At 62.9% G+C, this 20,722-nt stretch carries 18 protein-coding genes and 1 pseudogene; 11 read left to right on the forward strand and 8 right to left on the reverse strand.

Going from position 1 to position 20,722, the window contains the following annotated elements; translation table 11 throughout:
* Positions 1-66: 66 nt before the first annotated feature.
* The 5 genes from B9A12_RS12335 to B9A12_RS12355 all read right to left on the reverse strand — a co-directional run bounded on the left by B9A12_RS12335 (position 67) and on the right by B9A12_RS12355 (position 4,677).
* Complete coding sequence (locus tag B9A12_RS12335) at positions 67-474, reverse strand: YbjN domain-containing protein (RefSeq protein WP_084058242.1); 408 nt, start codon at positions 472-474, stop codon at positions 67-69.
* 17 nt (positions 475-491) lie between these two features.
* Positions 492-2,072 carry a polyamine aminopropyltransferase gene (locus B9A12_RS12340; protein WP_084058243.1) on the reverse strand — a complete coding sequence of 527 codons (1,581 nt, stop codon included), beginning with the start codon at positions 2,070-2,072 and terminating at the stop codon, positions 492-494.
* A gap of 43 nt (positions 2,073-2,115) precedes the next feature.
* Entirely contained in the window at positions 2,116-3,000 is an 885-nt protein-coding gene (locus tag B9A12_RS12345; protein WP_084058245.1) for a DUF350 domain-containing protein, read from the reverse strand.
* 290 nt (positions 3,001-3,290) lie between these two features.
* Positions 3,291-4,007, reverse strand: a complete 717-nt coding sequence (locus B9A12_RS12350; protein ID WP_139796621.1) for a hypothetical protein — start codon at positions 4,005-4,007, stop codon at positions 3,291-3,293.
* Between the two features lie 115 nt (positions 4,008-4,122).
* Positions 4,123-4,677: a DUF4178 domain-containing protein gene (locus B9A12_RS12355; protein WP_084058249.1), complete on the reverse strand. Its 555-nt coding sequence runs from the start codon at positions 4,675-4,677 to the stop codon at positions 4,123-4,125.
* Positions 4,678-5,147: 470 nt separating this feature from the next.
* Here B9A12_RS12355 and B9A12_RS12360 point away from each other — a divergent pair, with 470 nt between their 5' ends.
* The 4 genes from B9A12_RS12360 to B9A12_RS12375 are packed head-to-tail and all read left to right on the forward strand — an operon-like array spanning position 5,148 to position 7,962.
* Positions 5,148-6,242: a sulfurtransferase gene (locus B9A12_RS12360; RefSeq protein ID WP_084058252.1), complete on the forward strand. Its 1,095-nt coding sequence runs from the start codon at positions 5,148-5,150 to the stop codon at positions 6,240-6,242.
* Positions 6,243-6,249: 7 nt separating this feature from the next.
* Positions 6,250-6,804: a YeeE/YedE thiosulfate transporter family protein gene (locus tag B9A12_RS12365; RefSeq protein WP_212636932.1), complete on the forward strand. Its 555-nt coding sequence runs from the start codon at positions 6,250-6,252 to the stop codon at positions 6,802-6,804.
* On the forward strand, positions 6,801-7,358 hold the full coding sequence (locus B9A12_RS12370; protein ID WP_084058257.1) for a DUF6691 family protein: 558 nt from the start codon (positions 6,801-6,803) through the stop codon (positions 7,356-7,358). The genes B9A12_RS12365 and B9A12_RS12370 overlap by 4 nt, the downstream gene beginning before the upstream one ends.
* Positions 7,336-7,962 carry a hypothetical protein gene (locus B9A12_RS12375; RefSeq protein ID WP_084058259.1) on the forward strand — a complete coding sequence of 209 codons (627 nt, stop codon included), beginning with the start codon at positions 7,336-7,338 and terminating at the stop codon, positions 7,960-7,962. The genes B9A12_RS12370 and B9A12_RS12375 overlap by 23 nt, the downstream gene beginning before the upstream one ends.
* Before the next feature lie 209 nt (positions 7,963-8,171).
* Here the strand turns inward: B9A12_RS12375 and B9A12_RS12380 are convergent, their stop codons facing one another.
* A complete protein-coding gene (locus B9A12_RS12380) occupies positions 8,172-8,486 on the reverse strand; it encodes a hypothetical protein (protein WP_084058262.1) in 315 nt (104 codons plus the stop codon).
* Positions 8,487-8,770: 284 nt separating this feature from the next.
* Between B9A12_RS12380 and B9A12_RS12385 the strand changes: the two genes are divergently transcribed.
* Positions 8,771-9,997 (forward strand): cation:proton antiporter, encoded by a 1,227-nt coding sequence (locus tag B9A12_RS12385; RefSeq protein ID WP_084058266.1) that lies wholly within the window; start codon positions 8,771-8,773, stop codon positions 9,995-9,997.
* Positions 9,998-10,056: 59 nt separating this feature from the next.
* Here the strand turns inward: B9A12_RS12385 and B9A12_RS12390 are convergent, their stop codons facing one another.
* Positions 10,057-10,734, reverse strand: coding sequence for a thermonuclease family protein (locus B9A12_RS12390; protein WP_084058269.1), 678 nt, complete (start codon positions 10,732-10,734; stop codon positions 10,057-10,059).
* Between the two features lie 178 nt (positions 10,735-10,912).
* Here B9A12_RS12390 and B9A12_RS17035 point away from each other — a divergent pair, with 178 nt between their 5' ends.
* From B9A12_RS17035 to B9A12_RS12430, 6 genes and pseudogenes are all read left to right on the forward strand, one after another.
* Positions 10,913-11,413 (forward strand): hydrogenase maturation protease, encoded by a 501-nt coding sequence (locus B9A12_RS17035; protein ID WP_170920583.1) that lies wholly within the window; start codon positions 10,913-10,915, stop codon positions 11,411-11,413.
* A gap of 177 nt (positions 11,414-11,590) precedes the next feature.
* Complete coding sequence (locus B9A12_RS12405; protein ID WP_170920584.1) at positions 11,591-14,641, forward strand: FAD-dependent oxidoreductase; 3,051 nt, start codon at positions 11,591-11,593, stop codon at positions 14,639-14,641.
* A gap of 59 nt (positions 14,642-14,700) precedes the next feature.
* Positions 14,701-15,132, forward strand: coding sequence for a hydrogenase iron-sulfur subunit (locus B9A12_RS17650; protein ID WP_245802440.1), 432 nt, complete (start codon positions 14,701-14,703; stop codon positions 15,130-15,132).
* 40 nt (positions 15,133-15,172) lie between these two features.
* Positions 15,173-16,285 (forward strand): Coenzyme F420 hydrogenase/dehydrogenase, beta subunit C-terminal domain, encoded by a 1,113-nt coding sequence (locus B9A12_RS12420; protein ID WP_084058282.1) that lies wholly within the window; start codon positions 15,173-15,175, stop codon positions 16,283-16,285.
* Between the two features lie 6 nt (positions 16,286-16,291).
* Positions 16,292-17,230 (forward strand): annotated as a pseudogene (locus tag B9A12_RS17880) (NADH-quinone oxidoreductase subunit B family protein).
* A gap of 3 nt (positions 17,231-17,233) precedes the next feature.
* Positions 17,234-18,688: a nickel-dependent hydrogenase large subunit gene (locus B9A12_RS12430; protein ID WP_084058285.1), complete on the forward strand. Its 1,455-nt coding sequence runs from the start codon at positions 17,234-17,236 to the stop codon at positions 18,686-18,688.
* Between the two features lie 419 nt (positions 18,689-19,107).
* On the opposite strand, the gene glpK is transcribed toward B9A12_RS12430, so the two are convergent.
* Positions 19,108-20,619, reverse strand: coding sequence for a glycerol kinase GlpK (glpK, locus tag B9A12_RS12435; protein WP_084058289.1), 1,512 nt, complete (start codon positions 20,617-20,619; stop codon positions 19,108-19,110).
* Between the last annotated feature and the right edge of the window lie 103 nt (positions 20,620-20,722).

Raw genomic sequence — 20,722 nt, forward strand, 5'->3', positions numbered from 1 at the left:
GCCGGTTCTTTCGGCATCGGCCCTGTCCGCCCGGACACGGTCACCCGTTCCAAAGCCCAAGCTCCTTTACGCCCCCCGACTCCGGGCGAACCGAAGCAGCTCGTCGCCGTGTTCCACCAAGGCCAACTCCAGGGCCCGGATCGTCCCTTCCAGCTCGTTCTTGTCCAGATTTTCCAGCTGCAGGGTATCTCGAAAAAGCACGTTGGCCGCCTCCTCGTCCACCACGAAGGCCCCATGCACCAGGGTCCGGTTCATCTGCAGCAGGCGAAGGAAGAATCTTTCCCGATCCGCTTCGGGCACGGGCATGATCCTCTGCTCCAGGACCAGAATGGGATCTTCGCAATCCACCACCAGCGAGTGGATTCCACTTTCCTCGTCACTCACCACAAAGAGTTCCTCCTCGGGAAGCTCCTTGTCGATGACCAGACCCAAATCCAGCAAATAGTCTCGCACCTTGTCCACATGATGTGCCATGGCTATCCTCCCCCCTTTCAGTAGGTTTCCCACAGGCCCTGTTCATAGGCCCGGTAAAGAACCGGTTTCTTTTCGGAGTGGACCAACAAAGGCTCCGGACCGCGTCGCAGGTCCTTGCCGAAGACAAAGAGTGATCGAAGAACCTCCGGATCCAAATACCGGGTGGGCGGCAGACGCCGCCGGGCCACCTCGGCCAGCCTTTCCGGCAGATGATCCGTCTCCTCCCGCATGCCCATCACCCAGCCCCATTCGCCCATGGTGGGCACGTTGGCGTGAAGGGGCACCGTCTTCCAGCCGGCGGCCCGCATGGTGTCGTGGATGCACCAGAAAGCCTCCCGACTGAACACGGGGCTGGTGGCCTGTGTGACGATGACGCCGCCCGGAGGCACCAGGCGCCGGAGCATGCGATAGAATTCCACACCGTAGAGCCGTTCCAGCCCGGGGTTCCTGGGGTCCGGCAAATCGATCAGAACCACCTGGAAAACGGCATCCGTTCGCTGCACGAATTGGTACGCATCCTCATGGACGATGCGAACCCGCGGGTCGTTGAGGGCTCCGTCGTTGGCGGCCACCACCAGGGGATGCTCCCTGGCCAGGCGGGTCATGGCCGGATCCAGGTCCACCAGCGTGATGCGCTTCACATCCGGGTACTTGAGCACCTCGCGGGCCGCACAGCCGTCTCCGCCCCCCAGGATGAGCACCGTTCCATGGCGTTTCGCCGCCAGCATGGCCGGATGAACCAGGCATTCATGGTAGCGGGCCTCGTCGAAACTGGACAGCTGCTGATGCCCGTCCAGGTAGATCCAGAAATAGTCCCGCCATTGGGTCATGACGATCTTCTGGTACGGGCTCTGTTCTTCGTAGATCACCAGGTCCTTGTATCGCTTCTGTTCCCCCCACAGCATGACGGGACCGGTCCCCACGGCCACCGCCGCCAGCAGCACCAGGACAGCCACCGCCCCCACCGACCAGAACCGAGACGGCAGCCGATGGCGGAAGGTCTTCCAGAAGAAGGCCGCCACCAGGTAATTGACGGCTCCAAGCACCAGGGGCGTGCGGGAAAGCCCCAACCGGGGAAGTCCGATAAAGGCAAAGAACACACCGCCCAGCAGGGCCCCGATGTAATCCTTTTCCAGCACGTTGCTCAGATTGAGCGAGAGCGTCTCAAATTCCGCGTTGATGCGAATGACCAGCGGGATTTCCATGCCGATCAGAAAACCGATGAGGAAGGTGAAACCGTAGAGAGCCACGGGCAGCCAGTCGGGCCAGGCGGCCAGGGCGTAACTGGCGGGAACGGCCACCGCCACCGCCAGGGACAAGGCATACTCGGTGGCGACGAAGCTTTCCAGCACCCGCCTTTGGATCCGCCCTGTGGTCCGGCTTCCCACCCCCATGGCGAAGAGGAAGACGCTGATGGTCATGACCCACTGGAAGATGGTATCTCCGAGCAGGTAGGATGCCAGGGTGGACAGCGTGTATTCGGCCACGATGCCGGCAAGCCCCGTGGCCACCACACAGCACTGGAGCACCCGCCGGGCCCCTGCCGGGGCCGGTACGGGCGTGCTGTCTCCGCTTGAAGCAACGGATGTCTCGGCCATCTTCCCCACTCGCTGGAAAGCCTGTGGAGCACCCCGGGCGCCGTTAAGACACGGCCCAGCCGATCAAAAAGCTCATGGCCACATAAATGGACGCTTCCAGGATTCCCGCCCCCAGGTTCGGCACCTCCTGGTTCACCAGCTCATCGGTCAGGCTCCGTCCCCTCAGGATGAGCTTGTCGCCCACCCAGCGGGTCACCGGAAGCATCACCACGCCGAAGAGAAGGACCGCCCCGAAGAAGGCCAAATCCCGGCCCCACGCCACCAAGTCTCCCTGGATGCCGTAGCGCACGATGTTGCCCGTGGCCACCAGCACACCGGCGAAGGCCACTCCCACGGCCACGTTGTCCTTTTCCACTTCTCCGTGGAGATCATAGGGAGTGAGGGCGTCGTACAATCGGGTCACCAGCACCAGGGCCGCCTGGCCCAACCCCCAGAAGACCAGGGCGGACAGCACGGACCCTTCTCCCGAAACGGCGCCGAAGACGACCAGCCCCACCGCCAGATGGTTGGCCGCCATCACCACGCCCGCCCCACAATTGCGGTCTTGGATGATCTCCTTGACGTTGTCGAACCGGTAGAGGATCAATCGATCGTTGAGCCACGCGGACACATGCAGCAAGACGATGGCCAGGATGCCGTACAGGATAAGATCCACAAGCGAGGCCACAAAGCCCACCGATGGGCCGATCAGGGCCCCTCCCAGAGCGGTGGCCAGTCCCATCAGGTAGCCGGAAAGGACCAGCGCCACCGCCGGATTGTCCAGCTCCACCAACTGCCGGCGCAGGTTGAAGCGTCGATTGAAAAGCCCGAACAGGCCGCGGCCGGCCGCCATGAGGGCCAAGGCCAGCAACACGAAGACGATGGAACTTGCCCAAAAGCCGGCCACTGCTCCAAAGGTAACTCCAAGAGCAGAACTCGTCGGCGCCATCTCCCCCTCCTTTCCCTCGTCTCTTCTCTTCGGCCTGCTCCGGCAACCATCTTGGGAGGTTGTCCGAAAATGGCCTTTCGGCCTTTTCAAGGCATTCTAACTGGTTGAAACTCCACCGTGCCATGTGGCTCTTTGGAAGTCCTCAGACAGCCCGGGCATGGGCGGGTTCGGAACCCGCCCCTACTCCTCTAAGGCCGGCCCGGCGGCACGGGCCCTCCTGCCAGCCCCAAGCTTCCGTCCGCACAAAAAGGGAGCCACCTGGGCGTTCTCAGACAAGCTTCTAAGACCTCTTACTTTCCGAAGAATCCGCTGCGGGACCGGAAGCCCGATGCCCTGCTTCGGCCCATGCGGCTCTTGACCTTTTGGGCAAAAGATCCTTTCCTGGCCGCCATGCGCTGTTGTTGGCGTTCGAAAAAGGTGCGGTGCGTCTTGCGGGTCACCACCCCGCCGGTGCCAAAGGCCGGACGCCCGTCGGAAGTACGCCTGCCGTAATAGGGAACACGCCGGGACACCGTGGTGCGGTAGGACGTCCAGTCGTCATAGCGGATGGGCCCATAGCCGTAACCGCCCAGACCGCCGAAGATGGTTCGAAAGAACATGTATTTGCCATACCATTCCCAGAATCGGTTTCCACGCTGGTCGGTGCGCCAGCGGCCGAATCTTTGATCGCCCACGTATTGATAGCCCGGGGGCTGAGGGGTTCGATCCACACGGCCGTCCTTGTTCTTGGCTACGATGGTCATGCCCAGGCATGAGCGGTATTTGTCGTAGGTCTTCTTGTCCACCGTATACCAGCCGGTCACTCGCTCGCCCAAGGCGGCTCCGTCCTTTTCCGTGCCGCCCGGCTTCACCCACAACAGGCGATACCGATGCTGGTAGTCCGGAAAGAAGCCGTCGTCCCGGCGCATATCCTCCAAGATAATGCTATATTCGGGAAAACGATCCAGCTCCCGCACCAGTTTGTCGAGCACCGACCCGCTGGTCCCGCACCCCACCAAGACCGACAAGAAGAGGACACCCGCCAGAACAGCCCGTAACGTTCGCGGTGCCTCCCGTATCCCCGGCCTCCTCATCTCGGCAAATCCCATCATCCCCTCGCATCCCGCTGTGGCGGGCTGGGTGTCACGACGGCGCACCCGGCAGGATATGACTGAACTGGTACTCTTCCACGTAGTGGCCCACGGCGGCTTCAAATTCCGTATCGCCCCATTGCTCAATGGTCAAGACCTTCTCGCCGTCTTCCGTTTCATAGTCCCAGAACAGAAAAGGGATCCCCTCCCCTCGATCGTGCTCGTAAAATTGGCCTCCCCCGTAACTTTCCATGATGTAGGTGTCCCCGTCGAAGTCGATCCGCTCCGGCGGATCCCCCTTTTCCATGATGAGTTGTTTCAAGCGCGCGTCGATCTGCGCCAGGGGAATCTTCCGGGTCCAGGTCCACACGGCACCGTCGTCTTCTTCCATGTTCAAGTACCGGGTCTGCCTTCCGCTTCGAAGTTCCCATTCGATCATCCCGCCGCCGTCTCCCAGGTCATAGCGGTGCCTGGCCGTCACCTGCCATGTGGTCAAGTCGTAGTCCACCAGGTAGCCCGGTTGGAGCTTGTCCAGGCTCAGATCGTGGAGGGGATCCAGGTCCTGTTGGCGCTCTTTTTCCCTTCCAAACCACTTTTTCCAGATCACCGATCAACCTCCCTGTGCCCGTCCTGGGGCCCAAGCGATCCTCAGCACGTGCCGTGGACTCCTCGCCGACCGAGGCAGGATTCTCCATCCGAACACATCCATCACCATAAAAGGCATCGAGATAAGCGCCATAAAGCATCATAATGGCCTCACACAGTCAGGGTCCATCCCTATTTTGCAATCGTACTTGGTAAGGGCTGGGCGATCAAGGTAGCCACATCTTCTCTTCGCCGATCCTCCGGCAAGAAACAAAATCGGCGCCCCCACGGCCCTTAAAAACGTTCATGCCGTGGCCGCCCGCATTCGAGTAATCCATAGGCTGTTCAAAGCAGGCATTTCATTTTGGCTACAGGCGCTCAGGCCCCTGGAAATCATCCGGCGTATGGGCTAGATTACTTTGTCAGCACATTCTTGGCGCTTCTTTTGGGGATGAAGGCCCTGTGCATGGACGAAAGCTCAAGGAGGAAGGGATGGTGCCTAGAAAGAATGCCAGATGGTGGCTCGTTCCCCTCTTTCTCATTGCCGGTGTTGCTTGGGCAATGGCCTCGGTTCCATCCGCCAAGGGGTCCAAGGCGGCTTACCCGTGCCGGGATTGCCTGGCCACGCCCCAGTGGCTTCTGGAACACCGCAATGATCCCAATGTGGTTTTGGTGGACGTTCGAGTGGACAAGCGCCTGGACGGCCGGTTCCTGCCAGGGGCCGTCCGGCTCCCCTGGAAGAGCTTCCAGCGTCACGACACGGTTCGGGGCGTGGGAGCGGTCTTTGTGGGAGCGGCGGAAGCCCAGGAGATCCTCGGTCGGGCGGGCATCGCGCGAACGGACACCGTGGTTCTCTATGATTCCGTGGCGCGCGATGGAGGCGCCACGGCCTCTTACGTGTTCTGGGTCCTGGACTACCTGGGACACCCGTCCAAGAAGATCTTGCACAGGGGCATCGACGGCTGGGTGGAGGCCGGGGGAGAAACGGTCGCAGAGCCGGCCCGCCGGGAACCCGTCACCTACCAGGCCCCGTCCTCAGAGATCCGGGCCGAGTGCCTGGTGGACGGTCCCTTCGTCCAGAGCCGCTTGGGAGACCCCTACTACCAGATCCTGGACGTGCGGTCTTCGGAAGAATACCTGGGGATCAAGCAGAACACTGCCCTGGACGGAAGCCCATTGGCCCCCGGTCACATCCCGGGCGCCTATAACGTGGACTATCGATCCAACTGGCAAGACGCCACCACCAAGACACTCCGCTCCTATTCCCAACTCCAGCAACTCTACGCCGGGCTGGATCCGAACCGGGCGGTCATCCTCTACTGCTATACGGGACGGCGCAGTTCTTTCACCTATTTCGTGCTGCGACTCATGGGCTTTCGGGACGTACGTCTCTACGATGCCTCCTGGAGCGAATGGGGGAACAGCCGCTTCTACTATCCGGTGGAAACCCAGGCCAACCGGCTGACGGGCGCCGTCTTGGAGCCGACGGCCGCTCCCGCCGCCGCGGCCAAGGCCTTTCGCCCATCGGAGGCGGGAAAAGAAGCCCAGCCCGCTTCGTCCAGCGGCTACATCTCCTGCGGAGGGTGAAAAGATCATGGACCACATGCCAACTCACCAAAATGAACACCGCCGGGAAGCGACCTTTTACTGGCCGGTGCTGCCGGCGGCCCTGGCCCTGGCGGGCGTCATCGTCTTCATCTTCGCCACCTTCGGCCCTCCGGCCTCTTCCAGCGGATTCGTCAGCCTCTTGAAAGGCCTGCTGGGTCCGATCTTTCCTGACTACATCGCCCACAAGGAACACTACCGGATCATCCCGGGACCTGGATCCTGGCTCTTTGCCTTCGTTTTGGGCATGGCGACCGGAGGATACCTGGGCGGACTGACCCTGGGAAAGCCCCTTCGAAAGGTTCCGGCTCTGTGGGAACGCAGATTCGGAGCCCGTCCGGGGCTTCGTTACGCGGCCTGCTTTCTGGGCGGCTTCCTCATCCTTTTCGGAGCCCGCCTGGCCGGCGGCTGCACCCTGGGGCTCTTCATTTCCGGATCCACTCAATTGGCCGTGAGCGGCCTCTACTTCGGCATCGTCATCTTCGCCGTGGCCATGCTCACCAGCCGTCTGGTGTACGGATCACAAAAGGGAGACAAGAAATGACGCAGGTCCTTTTGGGTCTCTTTTCCGGTATCGCCTTCGGTTTCATCGTTCAACGGATCGGGGCCACGGATCCCGACAAGATGGCCCGAGCGCATCTCATGGTGGAGCCCCAGATCCCCCAGTTCATGATGCTGGCCGTGGCCTTTTCCGCCCTGGGACTGGCGGGCCTGCAGGCAGTGGGCGTGGGCCGAACGGTCATTCTGCCCACCAGCCTGGCGGCCACCGGCATCGCCGCGGTGATCTTCGGCATCGGATGGGGATTGTGCGGCTATTGCCCGGGCACCTGCTGGGCCGCGGCGGGGGAAGGACGCCTGGATGCTCTCTTCGCCCTACTGGGCGGGCTTGCGGGGACCGCCCTTTTCGCCCACTTCCACGAAGGGATCATCGCCGCCATCTACCTTCCCACCAACCAAGGGCCCCTCACGCTGGCGGACTGGGTGGGAAACCGTTTCGCCGCTGCGGTGCTCTTGGCTGCCGTCTTCGGCGCATCCGCCTGGGCCGTGGGGAAGATCTGGGGAAGGCACAGCGGGCATGGGTCGGAAGAAGCGGAATAACCCTTGGATCTGGGGCCTCGCCCTCTGCCTCTTGTTGTGGGGCTGTTCCAACGGGCGGACCGACGAAAAGGTGCCCCTGCGACTGCCCAGAGGCTACGCGCCGGTGCTGGAATTCGTCCATAACGGGCGGCTTCTTCACTTCGGGCCGTTCGTGGGCTACTACTTCCGTGCGGACGCACCGGGTGACATGCGCCGCATCCGCCTGGTCTGCTTCAATGAAGGCAAATTCTATGCGTCGGACGCCTCCGAAAACGCCCTGCTCTACCAAGGAGACGGGGTGCTCACCGAACTTCCCCCCGCGGGGATCCCCATTTCCCGCGGGCAAGAAAGGATCTATCCCATTTTTTTCACCACGGCCCCGGCGGCCTGGCTCCATACGCGCCCGAATCCCCGTGACGCCTACGTTCACTTCCATTCGTGCCATGACGCCACCGGCCCCGTACTCACAGGCTATTGGATCCGTCATGTGGCCGTTCGCGATTTCACCTACGACATGGGCGGCCGCGTCGGGCCCGGAAGCCCCCTCTACCACAAGGTGCAGCGGGGACCGGACAAGCGCTTCGCCCGCATTATCGAGTTCGACCGCGGCCGGAAAAGGCCCTGAGAGGCACGCGGAGTAATTAGCTGTCCCGTTGTATTGCGCAAGAATTTACGGCAGGAAGGAAATAGAAGTTGGGGCCGGTCTCCGAGGAGCCTGTCCGAGAACGCCCAGGTTGCTCCCTATAGGGGCGGATCCCGCCCCCCCTACAAGGCTGTCTGAGAATTCAAAAAGCACCACGGGGCCGGTGGAACTTCAACTGGTCAGAAAACCACCTATAGGTCGTCTTCGTCGTCGGCGCTCCACCATTCATGGCAGGCGTCCTCGATCACTTCCCGAAGATCCGGCGCCACCTGGTTTCGGATGCTCCAGGCCATCTCCACCCATTCCTCCATGATCCGATGCGCTTCCAGCTCTTCACCCGCATCGTCCAGGTCACTCACCAGGTCCATGAGGCGCACGAGGGCCTCTCGGACGGGCCCAAGTCCCTCACTGGAGGCCATGGGCACCCCGGCCTTCACAACCTCCCAGCCCAGCTCGCCCGTCTCCGGCCGCCAGGACCATCGCACCCGCTTTTTTCTCCGTCCCACCGCATCATCCTTTCACCAGCATGGATCAACGCCGCCTCGCACCCCGATCACTCTACCCGGAAGTGGCCGCCCAAACAAGCGTGCGACCGGATTCCCCAGGGGGCCGCTCGCCATGGCGCGGGAAAGGACGCCACGGCATCGAGAGGCGGGCCGAAGGGCCGGCACCCAGCCCGAAGGCGTTGACACCGGGCGGGCTTCGACAGAAAGTAGGAACTTGGCTCGAGACGATCATCCCATCCGGCCGGAAAAGATTCCCCTGGCATACAAGACCGAGGCCTGCTGTCATGAAGTTCTTCGATATTCTGTCCATCCTCATCACCGTTTCGGCGGTCTTCAGCTATCTCAACCATCGGTTCCTCCGGGTGCCCACCACCATCGGCGTTATGGCCATTTCCCTGCTGGGGTCCCTGGCCGTCGTGGCCGCGGGGCCCCTTTCCCTGGGGCTCCGACAGGAAGCCCTGCGGCTCGTCCAGAGCATCGACTTCGACGACACCTTGCTCCACGGCATGCTCAGCTTTCTTCTCTTTGCGGGGGCCCTTCATATCGACCTGGAAAAGCTGGCCCGCCAGAAGCGGATCATCACCTTCCTGGCCACCGTGGGAACGGTTTTGGCCACCCTGCTCAACGGCCTGGGCACCTGGTTCGTGACGCGATGGCTGGGCCTGCCCCTGCCGTTTCTCGGCTGTCTGCTTTTCGGCACCCTCATCGCCCCCACGGACCCCATCGCGGTGCTGGGGATCCTAAGAAAGGCGGGGGTTCCCGAGAGCCTGGAGACCAAGATCTGTGGGGAGTCGCTCTTCAACGACGGGGTGGCCGTGGTGCTTTTTACCATTCTACTGGAAATGAACCGGGATCCCGGCGGCGCCACCGCCGCCGCGGCCTTGAGCCTCTTCGCCCGGGAAGCCCTGGGAGGAATCGTCTATGGGCTGGTCATCGGCTGGATCGCCTATGTGATGCTCAAAAGCATCGACGACTACCACGTGGAGGTGCTCATCACCCTGGCCCTGGTCTCCGGCGGCTACGCCCTGGCGGACGCCCTGCACATCTCCGGGCCCTTGGCCATCGTGGTGGCGGGTCTTTTTATTGGAAATCCAGGTCGGATGTTGGCCATGTCCGAAAGCACCCGCAGGCATCTGGACACGTTCTGGGAGTTGGTGGATGAGGTCCTCAATGTGGTCCTTTTCGTTCTCATCGGCTTGGAAGTCCTGGCCCTCTCCTGGAACCGGATCCATCTGGCGGCGAGCCTGATGTTGATCCCGGTGAGTCTGCTGTCACGGCTCGTGAGTGTGTCGGTGCCCGTGGCGGTGCTGCGTCCCTTCCGGCGATTCAGCCCGGGGGTCATCCGGATCCTCACTTGGGGCGGGCTGCACGGCGGTATCTCCGTGGCCATGGCCCTTTCCCTGCCACCGGGGCCCGTCCGGGACACCCTCCTGACCGCCACCTACGTGGGGGTGGTCTTTTCCATCCTCGTTCAGGGCCTCACGGTGGAACAGTTGGTGCGATCGGTGTGAGCATGGGATCTGCCTGCGCCATGGGGGAGTCCCGGCCCGATCGTTGGCAAGAAGCCCCGTCAGCGCAGCCCCTCGCACACCCGCCCGTCGCCGTCCCGGTCCAGTCGGTGCACGTCCCGGCCGGTGCGCCGCAGGCACTCTTCAAAGCAGGCTTGGGCCTCTTGCCAGGACATAAAGTCCTTGCAGTCCATGTCCACATGGCAGCGGCATGGACCGCCGGCGGATGGGACCGAGGCCGAGGCGAGCCGGCGCCCATGGCGGAATTCCCAGGGAGGCACGGGGTCCACGGCGGCCCACAACCCTTGCGCCCGCTCCCGGGCCCCCTCTTCCAAATGCAGCCAGCGTCGGCACCGCTCAGCTTCCCTGCAATAGCGCCGATAGACCCAGCCGTATCCGGCGGCCACCACCTCTTCGTTGAGAAGAACGCCGCCCACCTGAACCACGGCCACGGTGCGTCCATAGCGGTCCCGGGTCACGGGGAAAACCGAAACGAGCCGGCCCTGCACCAGCCCCCGCACGAAGGCCGTGGCCTCCGGGCCGAACTCCTGGCTCTTTTCCGGGCAGTCCACGCCATAGAGGCGAATGCGCACGGCGGCGGACCCCCTGAGCACCGTGAGGGTGTCGCCGTCGTGCACCTTCACCACGGGGCCCTCCCAGGCCCGCGCCGATCCAGCGCCCATAAGCCCATGGATTCCCAGCAGTCCCAAGAAGAAGATGAGGAAAAAGCGTGACTTCATTTTCGACCTCCTTTACCAAAACCTTGGCGTGACATGGCTACCTGGGGAGCCACCCGTGCCCCCATTGGATTCAATCGGCCGAAGCGGTTCCGGACTGAAGTCCCGGACCGGTGTGCAAAAAAGGCTTGCACATTTGCACAAGATGCATAAAATGCCCAGGACACTTCAGGAGGTGCCCATGAACCACCCCCTCTTTTCCAAAACATGCCTGGTGCTCGGATGCGGAAACACGCTTCTGGGCGACGATGGATTCGGTCCCAAGGTGATCGAACAGTTGCAGTCCCTGGGCCCTCCGCCCTCCTCAGTGGCCTTTGTGGACGCGGGCACGGCCGTTCGGGACATCCTCTTCGACCTCCTCCTCTCCCCCGAAAAACCCCAGCAGCTGATCCTTGTGGACACCGGCCAGGACCCCGAAAAGGCGCCGGGAGAGATCTTCGAAATCGACGTGGATCGAGTGCTCCCCGCCAAGATCCACGACTTTTCCTTGCACCAATTTCCCACCACCAATATGCTCAAGGAATTGAGTGATCACACGGACGTGCGCGTCCGCATCTGGGTGGTGCAACCGGAGTTCCTGCCGGACCAGGTGAGCGAAGGCCTGTCCCCTTCGGTGGCCCGGGCGGTGCCGCGGATGGCCGAGCGGATCCTCCGTTTCCTCCGGCATCACGGCTACGCGTGACAGGACCGGAGCCGGAGGAGCCCGGGGTCTTTCGGGTCCGAAAGGCATGGATCTCCGGGCGGGGATTGAGGTGGTTTCAGGCGCACAGTCATCAGACAGGGGGGCTGACTCCTGCTGTTCAACACCTTTTGGCTAGGGCACGGCAATCGATTCAGTCATCTTTTGGAGGGTAGTTTCATGAAACAGGATCCCTGCGGCTCGGTTCTGGTCGTGGGCGGCGGTGTCGCCGGCATGCAGGCCGCGCTGGACCTGGCGGACTCGGGCTACCGGGTCCACTTGGTGGAGCGCACGGCCGCCATCGGCGGGGCCATGGCCCAACTGGACAAGACCTTTCCCACCAACGACTGCGCCATGTGAATCATCGCTCCCAAACTGGTCGAGGTCGGCCGGCATCTCAACGTGGAGCTGATGACCCTTTCCGAAGTGGTTCACGTCTCCGGATCCCTTGGAAACTTCCAGGTCACCATCCGTCAAAAGCCCCGCTACGTGGACATGGAAAAGTGCATCGCCTGCGGGCTCTGTGCGGAGAAGTGTCCCAAGAAGGTGGACGATCCCTTCAACGCGGGCATGGGAAAGCGCAAGGCCGCCTACATTCCGTACGGTCAGGCGGTCCCGCTCAAGTACGCCATCGATCCCCAGCACTGCATCTATCTCACGCGCGGCAAGTGCCGAGCCTGCGAGAAGTTCTGCCCCACGGGGGCCATCCATTTTGAGGACACGGAGCGGACCGTGACCGTGACGGTGGGAGCCGTCATCGCCGCACCGGGCTTCGAAGCCTTCCATCCCCAGGGCCTGGACGTCTACGGATACGGCCGCCTGCGCGACGTGGTGACCAGCATGGAATATGAACGCCTGCTGGCGTCCAACGGCCCGCACATGGGCCACCTGGTGCGCCCGTCGGACCACGAGGAACCGAAGAAGATCGCCTGGATCCAGTGCGTGGGATCACGCAACATCAACCGCTGCGACAATCCCTATTGCTCCAGTGTCTGCTGCATGTACGCCATCAAGCAGGCCCTGGTGACCGCCGAACACCTGAGCGGCGGGGATGTGGAGCAGGCCATCTTCTACATGGACATCCGCAGTCACGGTAAGGAATTCGAACGCTACTACGAGTCGGCCAAGGAAAAGGGTGTGCGCTTCATCCAGGCCCGTCCGCACAGTCTTTTCCCGGGCGACAAGGGCAAAGGGGCCGTGCTCGAATACGTGTCCCGAGACGGACGTCCGGTGCGGGAAGCCTTCGACATGGTGGTCCTGTCCGTGGGACTACAGGCGCCTCGGACCGCCCAGGAACTGGCCCAAGCTCTCGGCATCCAGTTAAACGAAAGCGGTTTCGCCCGCACCAGTGCCTTCGAACCCGTGACCGCCACGCATCCGGGCATCTTCGTCACCGGCGCCTTTCAGTCCCCCAAGGATATTCCCCAGGCGGTCACCGAAGCGTCCACAGCGGCCTGTGAAGCCGCCCGCGCGCTGGCGCCGGCGCGGGGATCCCAGGCGCGGGAAAAGACGTATCCGGTCGAGCGGGACGTGCGCCACCAGGAACCGGTCATCGGGGTCTTTGTCTGTTCTTGCGGCATCAACATCGCCAACACGGTGGATGTGCAGGCGGTGGTCGAATATGCCCACACCCTGCCGCACGTGGCCCTGGTGGAAAACAATCTGTTCACCTGTTCGGCCGACACCCAGAATCTCATCGCCCAAAAGATCAAGGAACACGGCCTCAACCGGATCGTGATTGCGGCCTGCACCCCACGCACCCACGAACCCCTGTTCCAGGACACGCTGCGCGAGGCGGGCATCAATCCCTATCTGGTCGAGATGGCCAACATCCGCAATCAGAACGCCTGGGTCCACCAGCAGGACCGGGAAAAGGCCACGGAAAAGGCCAAGGATCAGGTCAGGATGGCCGTGGCCAAGGTGGCTCTCAACGAACCTCTGGAGCGCCTCAAGGTGAACGTGATCCAGCAGGCCCTGGTGATCGGAGGCGGCATCGCCGGTATGAACGCCGCCCTGGCCCTGGCCGACCAGGGCTTCCCGGTGATCCTGGTGGAAAAATCCGACCGGCTGGGTGGCAACGCCTGGAAGCTTCCCACAGCCGACACGGGCGAGCCGGTCCAGCCCCAGCTGGAAGCCACCATCCGGAAGGTGAACGCACATCCCCACATCACCGTCCACACGCGCGCCACCCTCGCTCAGGCGTCGGGATCCGTGGGCAACTTTCAGGGCATCCTGGACGTGGACGGCACCCAGCAGGAAATCCGCTTCGGCGCGGCCGTCTTGGCCACGGGGGCTCGGGAATCCCAGCCTGTGGAATACCTTTATGGCCAGGATCCCCGGATCCTCACCCACCAACAGCTGGACGAGATGCTTCAAAAACGGCCGGAAGCACCTGCCCAGGCCCGCAGCGTGGTCTTCATCCAGTGCGTGGGCTCCCGGGAACCGCAGCGGCCCTACTGCAGCCGCGTCTGCTGCACCCACACGGTCAAGGCCGCCCTTCGCCTGAAGGAAGCCAACCCCGACCTGGACATCTATGTGCTCTATCGGGACATGCGAACCTACGGAGAACGGGAACGCCTCTACCAGGAAGCCCGCCGGCGGGGAGTTCTCTTCATCCAGTACAGCCTGGAAGACAAGCCGCAGGTGGAAAAGAACGGCCAGGACCTTTGCGTCACCGTGACCGATCCCATCCTGGGACGGCCACTGAAGATCCCTGCCGACTACCTGGTGCTCGCCGCAGCCATGGAGCCCAATCCGGCCCAGGACCTGGTGGAGATGTTCAAGTGTGGAACCAACGAAGACGGCTTCTTCACCGAAGCGCACCCCAAGCTGCGGCCCGTGGATCTGTCCGTGGACGGGCTCTTTGTGGCCGGCCTGTGCCACTATCCCAAGCCCTTGGACGAATCCATCGCCCAGGCCAAGGCGGCGGCGGGCCGAGCCGGCGTGGTCCTGGCCCAGGACGAGATGCGCCTCGACGCCATCAAGTCCTTCGTCACCGACAAATGCGACGGCTGCGCCCTCTGTGTGGACGTGTGCCCCTACCAGGCCATCCGCTTGGAATCGGTGGAAGAGGGAGGACGCGCGGTCCGGCGCATCGCCACGGACCCGGCTCTGTGCAAGGGCTGCGGCCTATGTGCCGCCACCTGCCCCAAGGGCGGTGTCATGGTCCACGGGTTCACGCTGAACCAATTGGAGGCCCAGGTGGAGGCGGCCCTGGCCAAGGCCGTGTAACGCCAGAAGAAAAACACCGATCAACATCCCTGATTGGGAAAGAAAAAGGAGTCGCACCCATGTCTGAATCCTTTGAACCGGTCATCATTGGCTTTTTGTGCAACTGGTGCGCCTACGCCGGGGCCGACCTGGCCGGTGTGTCCCGACTACAATACCCGCCCAACATGCGCCCCATCCGGGTCATGTGCTCGGGCATGGTGCACCCCGACCTGGTGGTCAATGCTCTGTCCAAGGGCGCCGACGGCGTCCTGGTCATGGGGTGACACCTGGGCGAATGTCATTACCTGGATGGTAATCACAAAGCCCTGGCCCGAAGTGAAGGCATCCGCATTGCCCTGGAAAATGCCGGCATCGATCCCGAACGCTTCGCCCTGGAGTGGGTCTCTTCGGCGGAAGCGCCGCGCTTTGCCCAGCTCGTCACCCAGTTTGTGGAAAAGATTCGTCGACTGGGACCCAATCCCTTGTCCATGGACCGGGCCGCCAACGCCTGAGCGACCATCCACAAGCGGGCATCTTGCCAATGGAGGGATCATGAAGACCTTTTTTGACTTGCAGAAGGAAGTGGTCGAACGGGGCCTGTGCCACCGGTGCGGCGGATGCGTGAGCCTTTGCACAGCGGTCAATTACGGCGCCCTGGAGCTGGGCCCGGACGGCCACCCCCGCTACAAGGACGTGGACCGGTGCATCGAATGCGGCCTGTGCCACGCGGCCTGTCCGGAAAACCCGGAGCTGGAAGCCGAAACGCGGCAACGTCTGGCTTGGAGCGCGCCCATCGGTCGCATCCTCGGCATCCGGGTGGCCCGCGCCCTGGATCCCCAGGTGCGCCAGCAGGCCACCGACGGCGGGGTGGTCACCGCCCTGCTCCTGCACCTTTTGGACACCGGCCACATCGACGGGGCCATCGTGGCCCGCCAAACCGGGCCCTTCCACCGGGAACCCACCCTGGCCGTGCGTCGCGAGGAGATCCTGGAGGGGGCGGGGTTCCATTTCGACACGACTCATTCCATGGTGGGGCTGGGAAGGGAATATGCCCACCGCCACGGCTTGGATCTGGTGAGCCCTAAGATCCTCAAGGGGCTCCACCGCGTGGCCCTGGTGGGCACACCGTGCCAGATCCACGCCTTTCGACGGCTGGAAACCCTCGGCGTCATGCCCTCCGAATCGGTGGCCCTGTGCCTGGGCCTCTTTTGTTCCGGCAACTTCGCCTTCGGTGAAGAAGAACGGGCCCGATTGGCCGAAGCCGGCGGTTTTTCCTGGGCCGATGTGGTAAAGATCAACGTGAAGGATACCTTCCAGGTGCATCTGCGCTCGGGCGATGTCATCGAGCTGGATCTGCACATCCTGGATACCATGAAGCACCCCGCATGCCACTACTGCCAAGACTATGCGGCGGAAGTGGCCGACATCTCCTTCGGGGGCATCGGCGCTCCGGAGGGCTGGACCACGGTGGTGTCCCGCACTCCCAAGGGCCGGGCGGCTTTTCTGGACACCTTGGGGCATACCGTGGAGGAATACGATCGCACCGGGCAACCGGACCTCGCGGACAGAGTCCTGGAGCAGCTCATGCGCGCAAGCGCCGCCAAGCGCCGTCACGCTCAAGCCTTCCGCGAACAGATGACGCGCGGAGCGTCCACAAGGAGGTAACCATCCATGTCTGTCAAAGTAGCGAGCGAATGGCTCAACTCCTGCTCCGGATGTGAAATATCGGTGGTGGACCTGGGGGAACGTCTGCTGGATGTCCTCCAGGTGGCCGAGTTCGTGCACATCCCGGCGCTCATGGACCACAAGTACTTCGGCCAGCTGGGCGACGGGCACCACGTGGAGATCCCCGAGGCGGACGTGGGGCTCATCAGCGGGGGAATCCGAAACGAAGAGCACCTGGAGGTGGCCAAGGAAATGCGGGCCAAGTGCAAGGTCATCGTGGCCCTGGGCACCTGCGCCACCCACGGGGGGATTCCCGCCCTGTGCAATTCCTATGGAAACGACGAGATCCTGGAACGGGCCTTCGGCACCGAGACCACGGATCCCAACCGCTTCGATCCGGAAAAGCCCCTGCCCCGGCTGCTGGACGCCTGTTACGCCCTGGACGAGCACATCCAGGTGGATCTCTACATGCCGTGATGCCCTCCCCACCCGGATCATGTGTTCGCCGCCCTGACGGCCGCGGTGGAAGGCGAGGCCCCGGAGCTTCCGGGAAAGAGCGTGTGCGACACCTGCCCCACCATCCGTGAAGGCAAGGGCCAGCTCAAGGCGCTCCGCCGGTTCCTGCAATCTCCCCATTACGGAGCCCCCGATGAGCCGTTGGACAAGATGCGCTGCTTCTTGGAACAGGGCTTTTTGTGCATGGGGCCCGTCACCCGGGCCGGCTGCGGAGGCAGCCAGATCACGCCCCGATGCATCTCGGCCCGCGTTCCCTGCCGTGGCTGCTACGGTCCGGTGGTCCACGAAGGCAACCAGATGGTGGACATGCTCAACGCCTTGGCTTCCAACGGCATCGACGTGCACTCCCTTCCGGAGCACGTGTCTTTGCTGCGCTTTTCCGGGGCCCACCGACGACTGCGACCCAAACGCCAGCGAAAGGAGGCGTAATTCATGGCTCGGGAAATCCATATCCAACCCATCACGCGCATCGAAGGACACGCCTCGATCCAAATCCAGTTGGACGATGCGGGCGAAGTCCGCGATGCCCGCGTGAACATCATGTCCCTGCGGGGCTTTGAAAAGTTCGTCGAGGGCAAGCCCGCCGAAGAGGTCCCGCGCATTGTGAGCCGCATCTGCGGCATTTGCCCCTGGATGCACCACCTGGCATCCAACAAGGCGGTGGACCGCTGCTTCGGTGTCACACCGCCTCCAGCCGGCCAAATGCTCCGGGAACTCATGCAGACCATCGCCCATGCGGAAGACAAGCTGCTGCACTTTTTCTTTCTGGCCGCCGCCGACTTTGTGATCGGCCCCGACGCGGACTATGCGGTGCGCAACGTGATCGGCATCGCCAAGGCCAACCCGGAATTGGCCCAGAAAGTGGTGCAGATGCGCTACAAGGCCAAGATGATCCTGGAAAAGTTCGCCGGAAAGGCCATCCACCCCGTGGCGGGCGTGGTGGGCGGTTTCGCCAAGCCCATGACGGAGGCGGATCGCCAGGACATCCTGGCCCAGATGCGCGAGCTGCTGGACTTCGCGCTCTTCACCCTGGAGTTTGCCAAGGAGAAGGTCTTTCCGCCCTACCTGGACGCCATTCAGACCCTGGGAGTCATCCGCACGGGCTTCATGGGCACGGTGGACGACGACGGCGCCTTGAACCTCTACGACGGCAAGATCCGCCTCATGAAGCCCGACGGATCCTGCACGGACTTCGACGCCCAGGACTACAAGGACTACCTGAGCGAGCACGTGGAATCCCATTCCTACGCCAAGATGCCTTACGCCAAGGCATGGAACGAGGGATTCAGCCTGGATCTGGACGACCCCAAAGGGATCTACCGGGTGAACACCCTGGCCCGGATCAACGTGGCGGACAAGATGGCCACACCACGGGCCCAGGCGGAACTGGAGGAGTTTCGGGAGCGTTTCGGCCGCCCTGCCCAGGCCACCCTACTCTACCATTGGGCCCGACTCATCGAGGAGGTCTACACCTGCGAACACGCCATCGAGCTGTTGGAAGACCCGGAAATCTGCAGCCCGCAGATACGCACCACTGCCGAACCCAAGGCGGGACGCGGCGTGGGCTGCGTGGAAGCGCCCCGGGGCACTCTCATCCACGACTATTCCACGGATGACGAAGGTTGCATCACCCGGGCCAATCTGATCGTGGGCACCACCCACAACATCGGCCCCATAAACATGAGCGTCAAGCAGGCGGCCCAGTCCCTCATCCACGACGGCAAGGTGGACGAAGGGATGCTCAACCGGATCGAGATGGCCGTGCGCGCCTACGACCCGTGAATTTCCTGTGCCACGCATCGCCTGGACGGCGATTACGGCATGAACATCACCATCAGGGATGCCTCCAACCGAGTGGTGGCCCGTTGGCCCAGGACTTCGGCCTAGGGGCTTGCCCGAAAATGCCGATTTTAGAACTTTTGGGTATGCTAAGTGTTCGAAATTGCGTTGGCCCCAATGGATGGTTTGGCGTTCTCAGAGAGCCTCCTAGGGGCATGATGGCTGTCTAGAAGTTCCCCTCCCCGGGTGGGTTAGGGGAAGGGGTCGGATGGTAGGAAGGGGCCATCTTTTGCCCTTGCTGAGCAGGGGGGATGGAGATGACCTGAGATTGGATCACCCCCTCCTAACCTGCCCCATCGAGGGGGAGGGATTTGTGGGACTTGTGGGCTGGAACCTGGCTCCACCCGCCGGACCGGGAGCCAAAGGAGGGGCCAAGCCCCGCCGCCACCCACAATGCAGAAGACAAAAAAGGGCGGCCTTTTGAGCCGCCCTTTGAGCGTTTTCTTTTCCCAACGATTCTGAGCCCCTCAGTCCACCCAGTCGAAGGTGCGTTCCACGGCCTTCTTCCAGTACCGGTACCCCTCTTCCCGCCGAGCGGCATCGATGGCGGGTTCCCACGTCTTGTCCTGGGCCCAGTTTCGCGTGAGTTCCTGGAAGCCGGACCAGTAGCCCACCGCCAGCCCGGCCGCGTAGGCGGCGCCCAGCGCTGTGGTTTCCGTCACCTTGGGGCGCACCACGGGAACCCCCAGCACATCCGCTTGGATCTGCATCAGCAGGTCGTTGACCACCATGCCTCCGTCCACCTTGAGAGTGGTCAGGGCCACGCCGGAATCGGCGTTCATGGCTTCCACGATGTCCCGCGTCTGGTAGGCCGTGGCTTCCAGCGCGGCCCGGGCCAGGTGCCCTTTGTTGGCGAACCGGGTGAGCCCCACCATGACGCCTCGGGCATCCGCTCTCCAGTAGGGAGCAAACAGGCCTGAAAAAGCGGGAACGATGTAGACCCCGCCGTTGTCTTCCACACTCCGGGCCAGCTCCTCCACCTCCGCCGCCGTCCTGATCAGACCCAGGTTGTCCCGCAGCCACTGCACCAGGGCCCCTCCGATGGCGATGGATCCTTCCAGGCAGTAGACCGGCTTCTGACCCCGCATCTGATAGCCCAAGGTGGTGAGCAACCCCCGTTGGGACACCACCGGCTTGGTGCCCGTGTTCAGCAACAGAAAACAGCCCGTGCCGTAGGTGTTTTTCGCCTCTCCCGGCTGGAAGCAGGTCTGTCCCACCAGGGCCGCCTGCTGGTCACCCAGGGCACCGCACACGGGCACCGTGGCCTGAAAGATGCCCGTTCGCAACGTGTGCCCCCAGGTGTTGGGATCGATGGACGGCACAATGCGCGGAAGCATCCCGGCGGGAATCTCCAGGGCTTCCAGGATCTCCGGATCCCAATCCAGGGTCTCCAGGTTCATGAGCAGGGTGCGTCTGGCATTGGTCACGTCGGTCACGTGGGTGCCGCCCTGAGGGCCGCCTGTGAGCCACCAGATGGCCCAGCTTTCGATGGTTCCGAACAGAGCCGTGCCCTTGCGGGCCGCTTCCGCGGCCTCCGGCACGTGGTCCAAGATCCACCGGATCTTGGGACCGGAAAAGTAGGTGGCGATGGGAAGACCCGTCTTTTGCCGGAACCCATCCTGCCCGTAGGTCTTTTCCAGGTTCCGGCAGATGTCCGCCGTCCGGGTGCATTGCCACACGATGGCGTTGTGGAAGGGCCGACCGTTGGTCTTGTCCCAGACCACCGTGGTTTCCCGCTGATTGGTGATGCCCAGGGCCACCAGATCCGATCCCTGGAGCCCGGTCTTGTTCAGCGCCCCCTGGATCACCGCTTGGGTGTTTTCCCAGATTTCCAGGGGATCGTGTTCCACCCAGCCGGGATTTGGAAAGATCTGGCGGTGTTCCTTTTGGTCCAGGCCCACGATGCGCCCTTCCCGATCGAAGATGATGAAGCGGTTACTGGTCGTTCCCAGGTCCAACGCCCCGATGTAAGCCCCCATCGGACACCTCCGTCTTGCGTTAACGATCAGAAAGGATGGTTCCCATCTTTTACAGAATTCGCTTCCGCTCGGAAAGGGACAATTCCGCCCCCTGGAGCGCCGT

Source organism: Desulfacinum hydrothermale DSM 13146 (genome assembly GCF_900176285.1).
Taxonomy (GTDB): Bacteria; Desulfobacterota; Syntrophobacteria; order Syntrophobacterales; family DSM-9756; genus Desulfacinum; species Desulfacinum hydrothermale.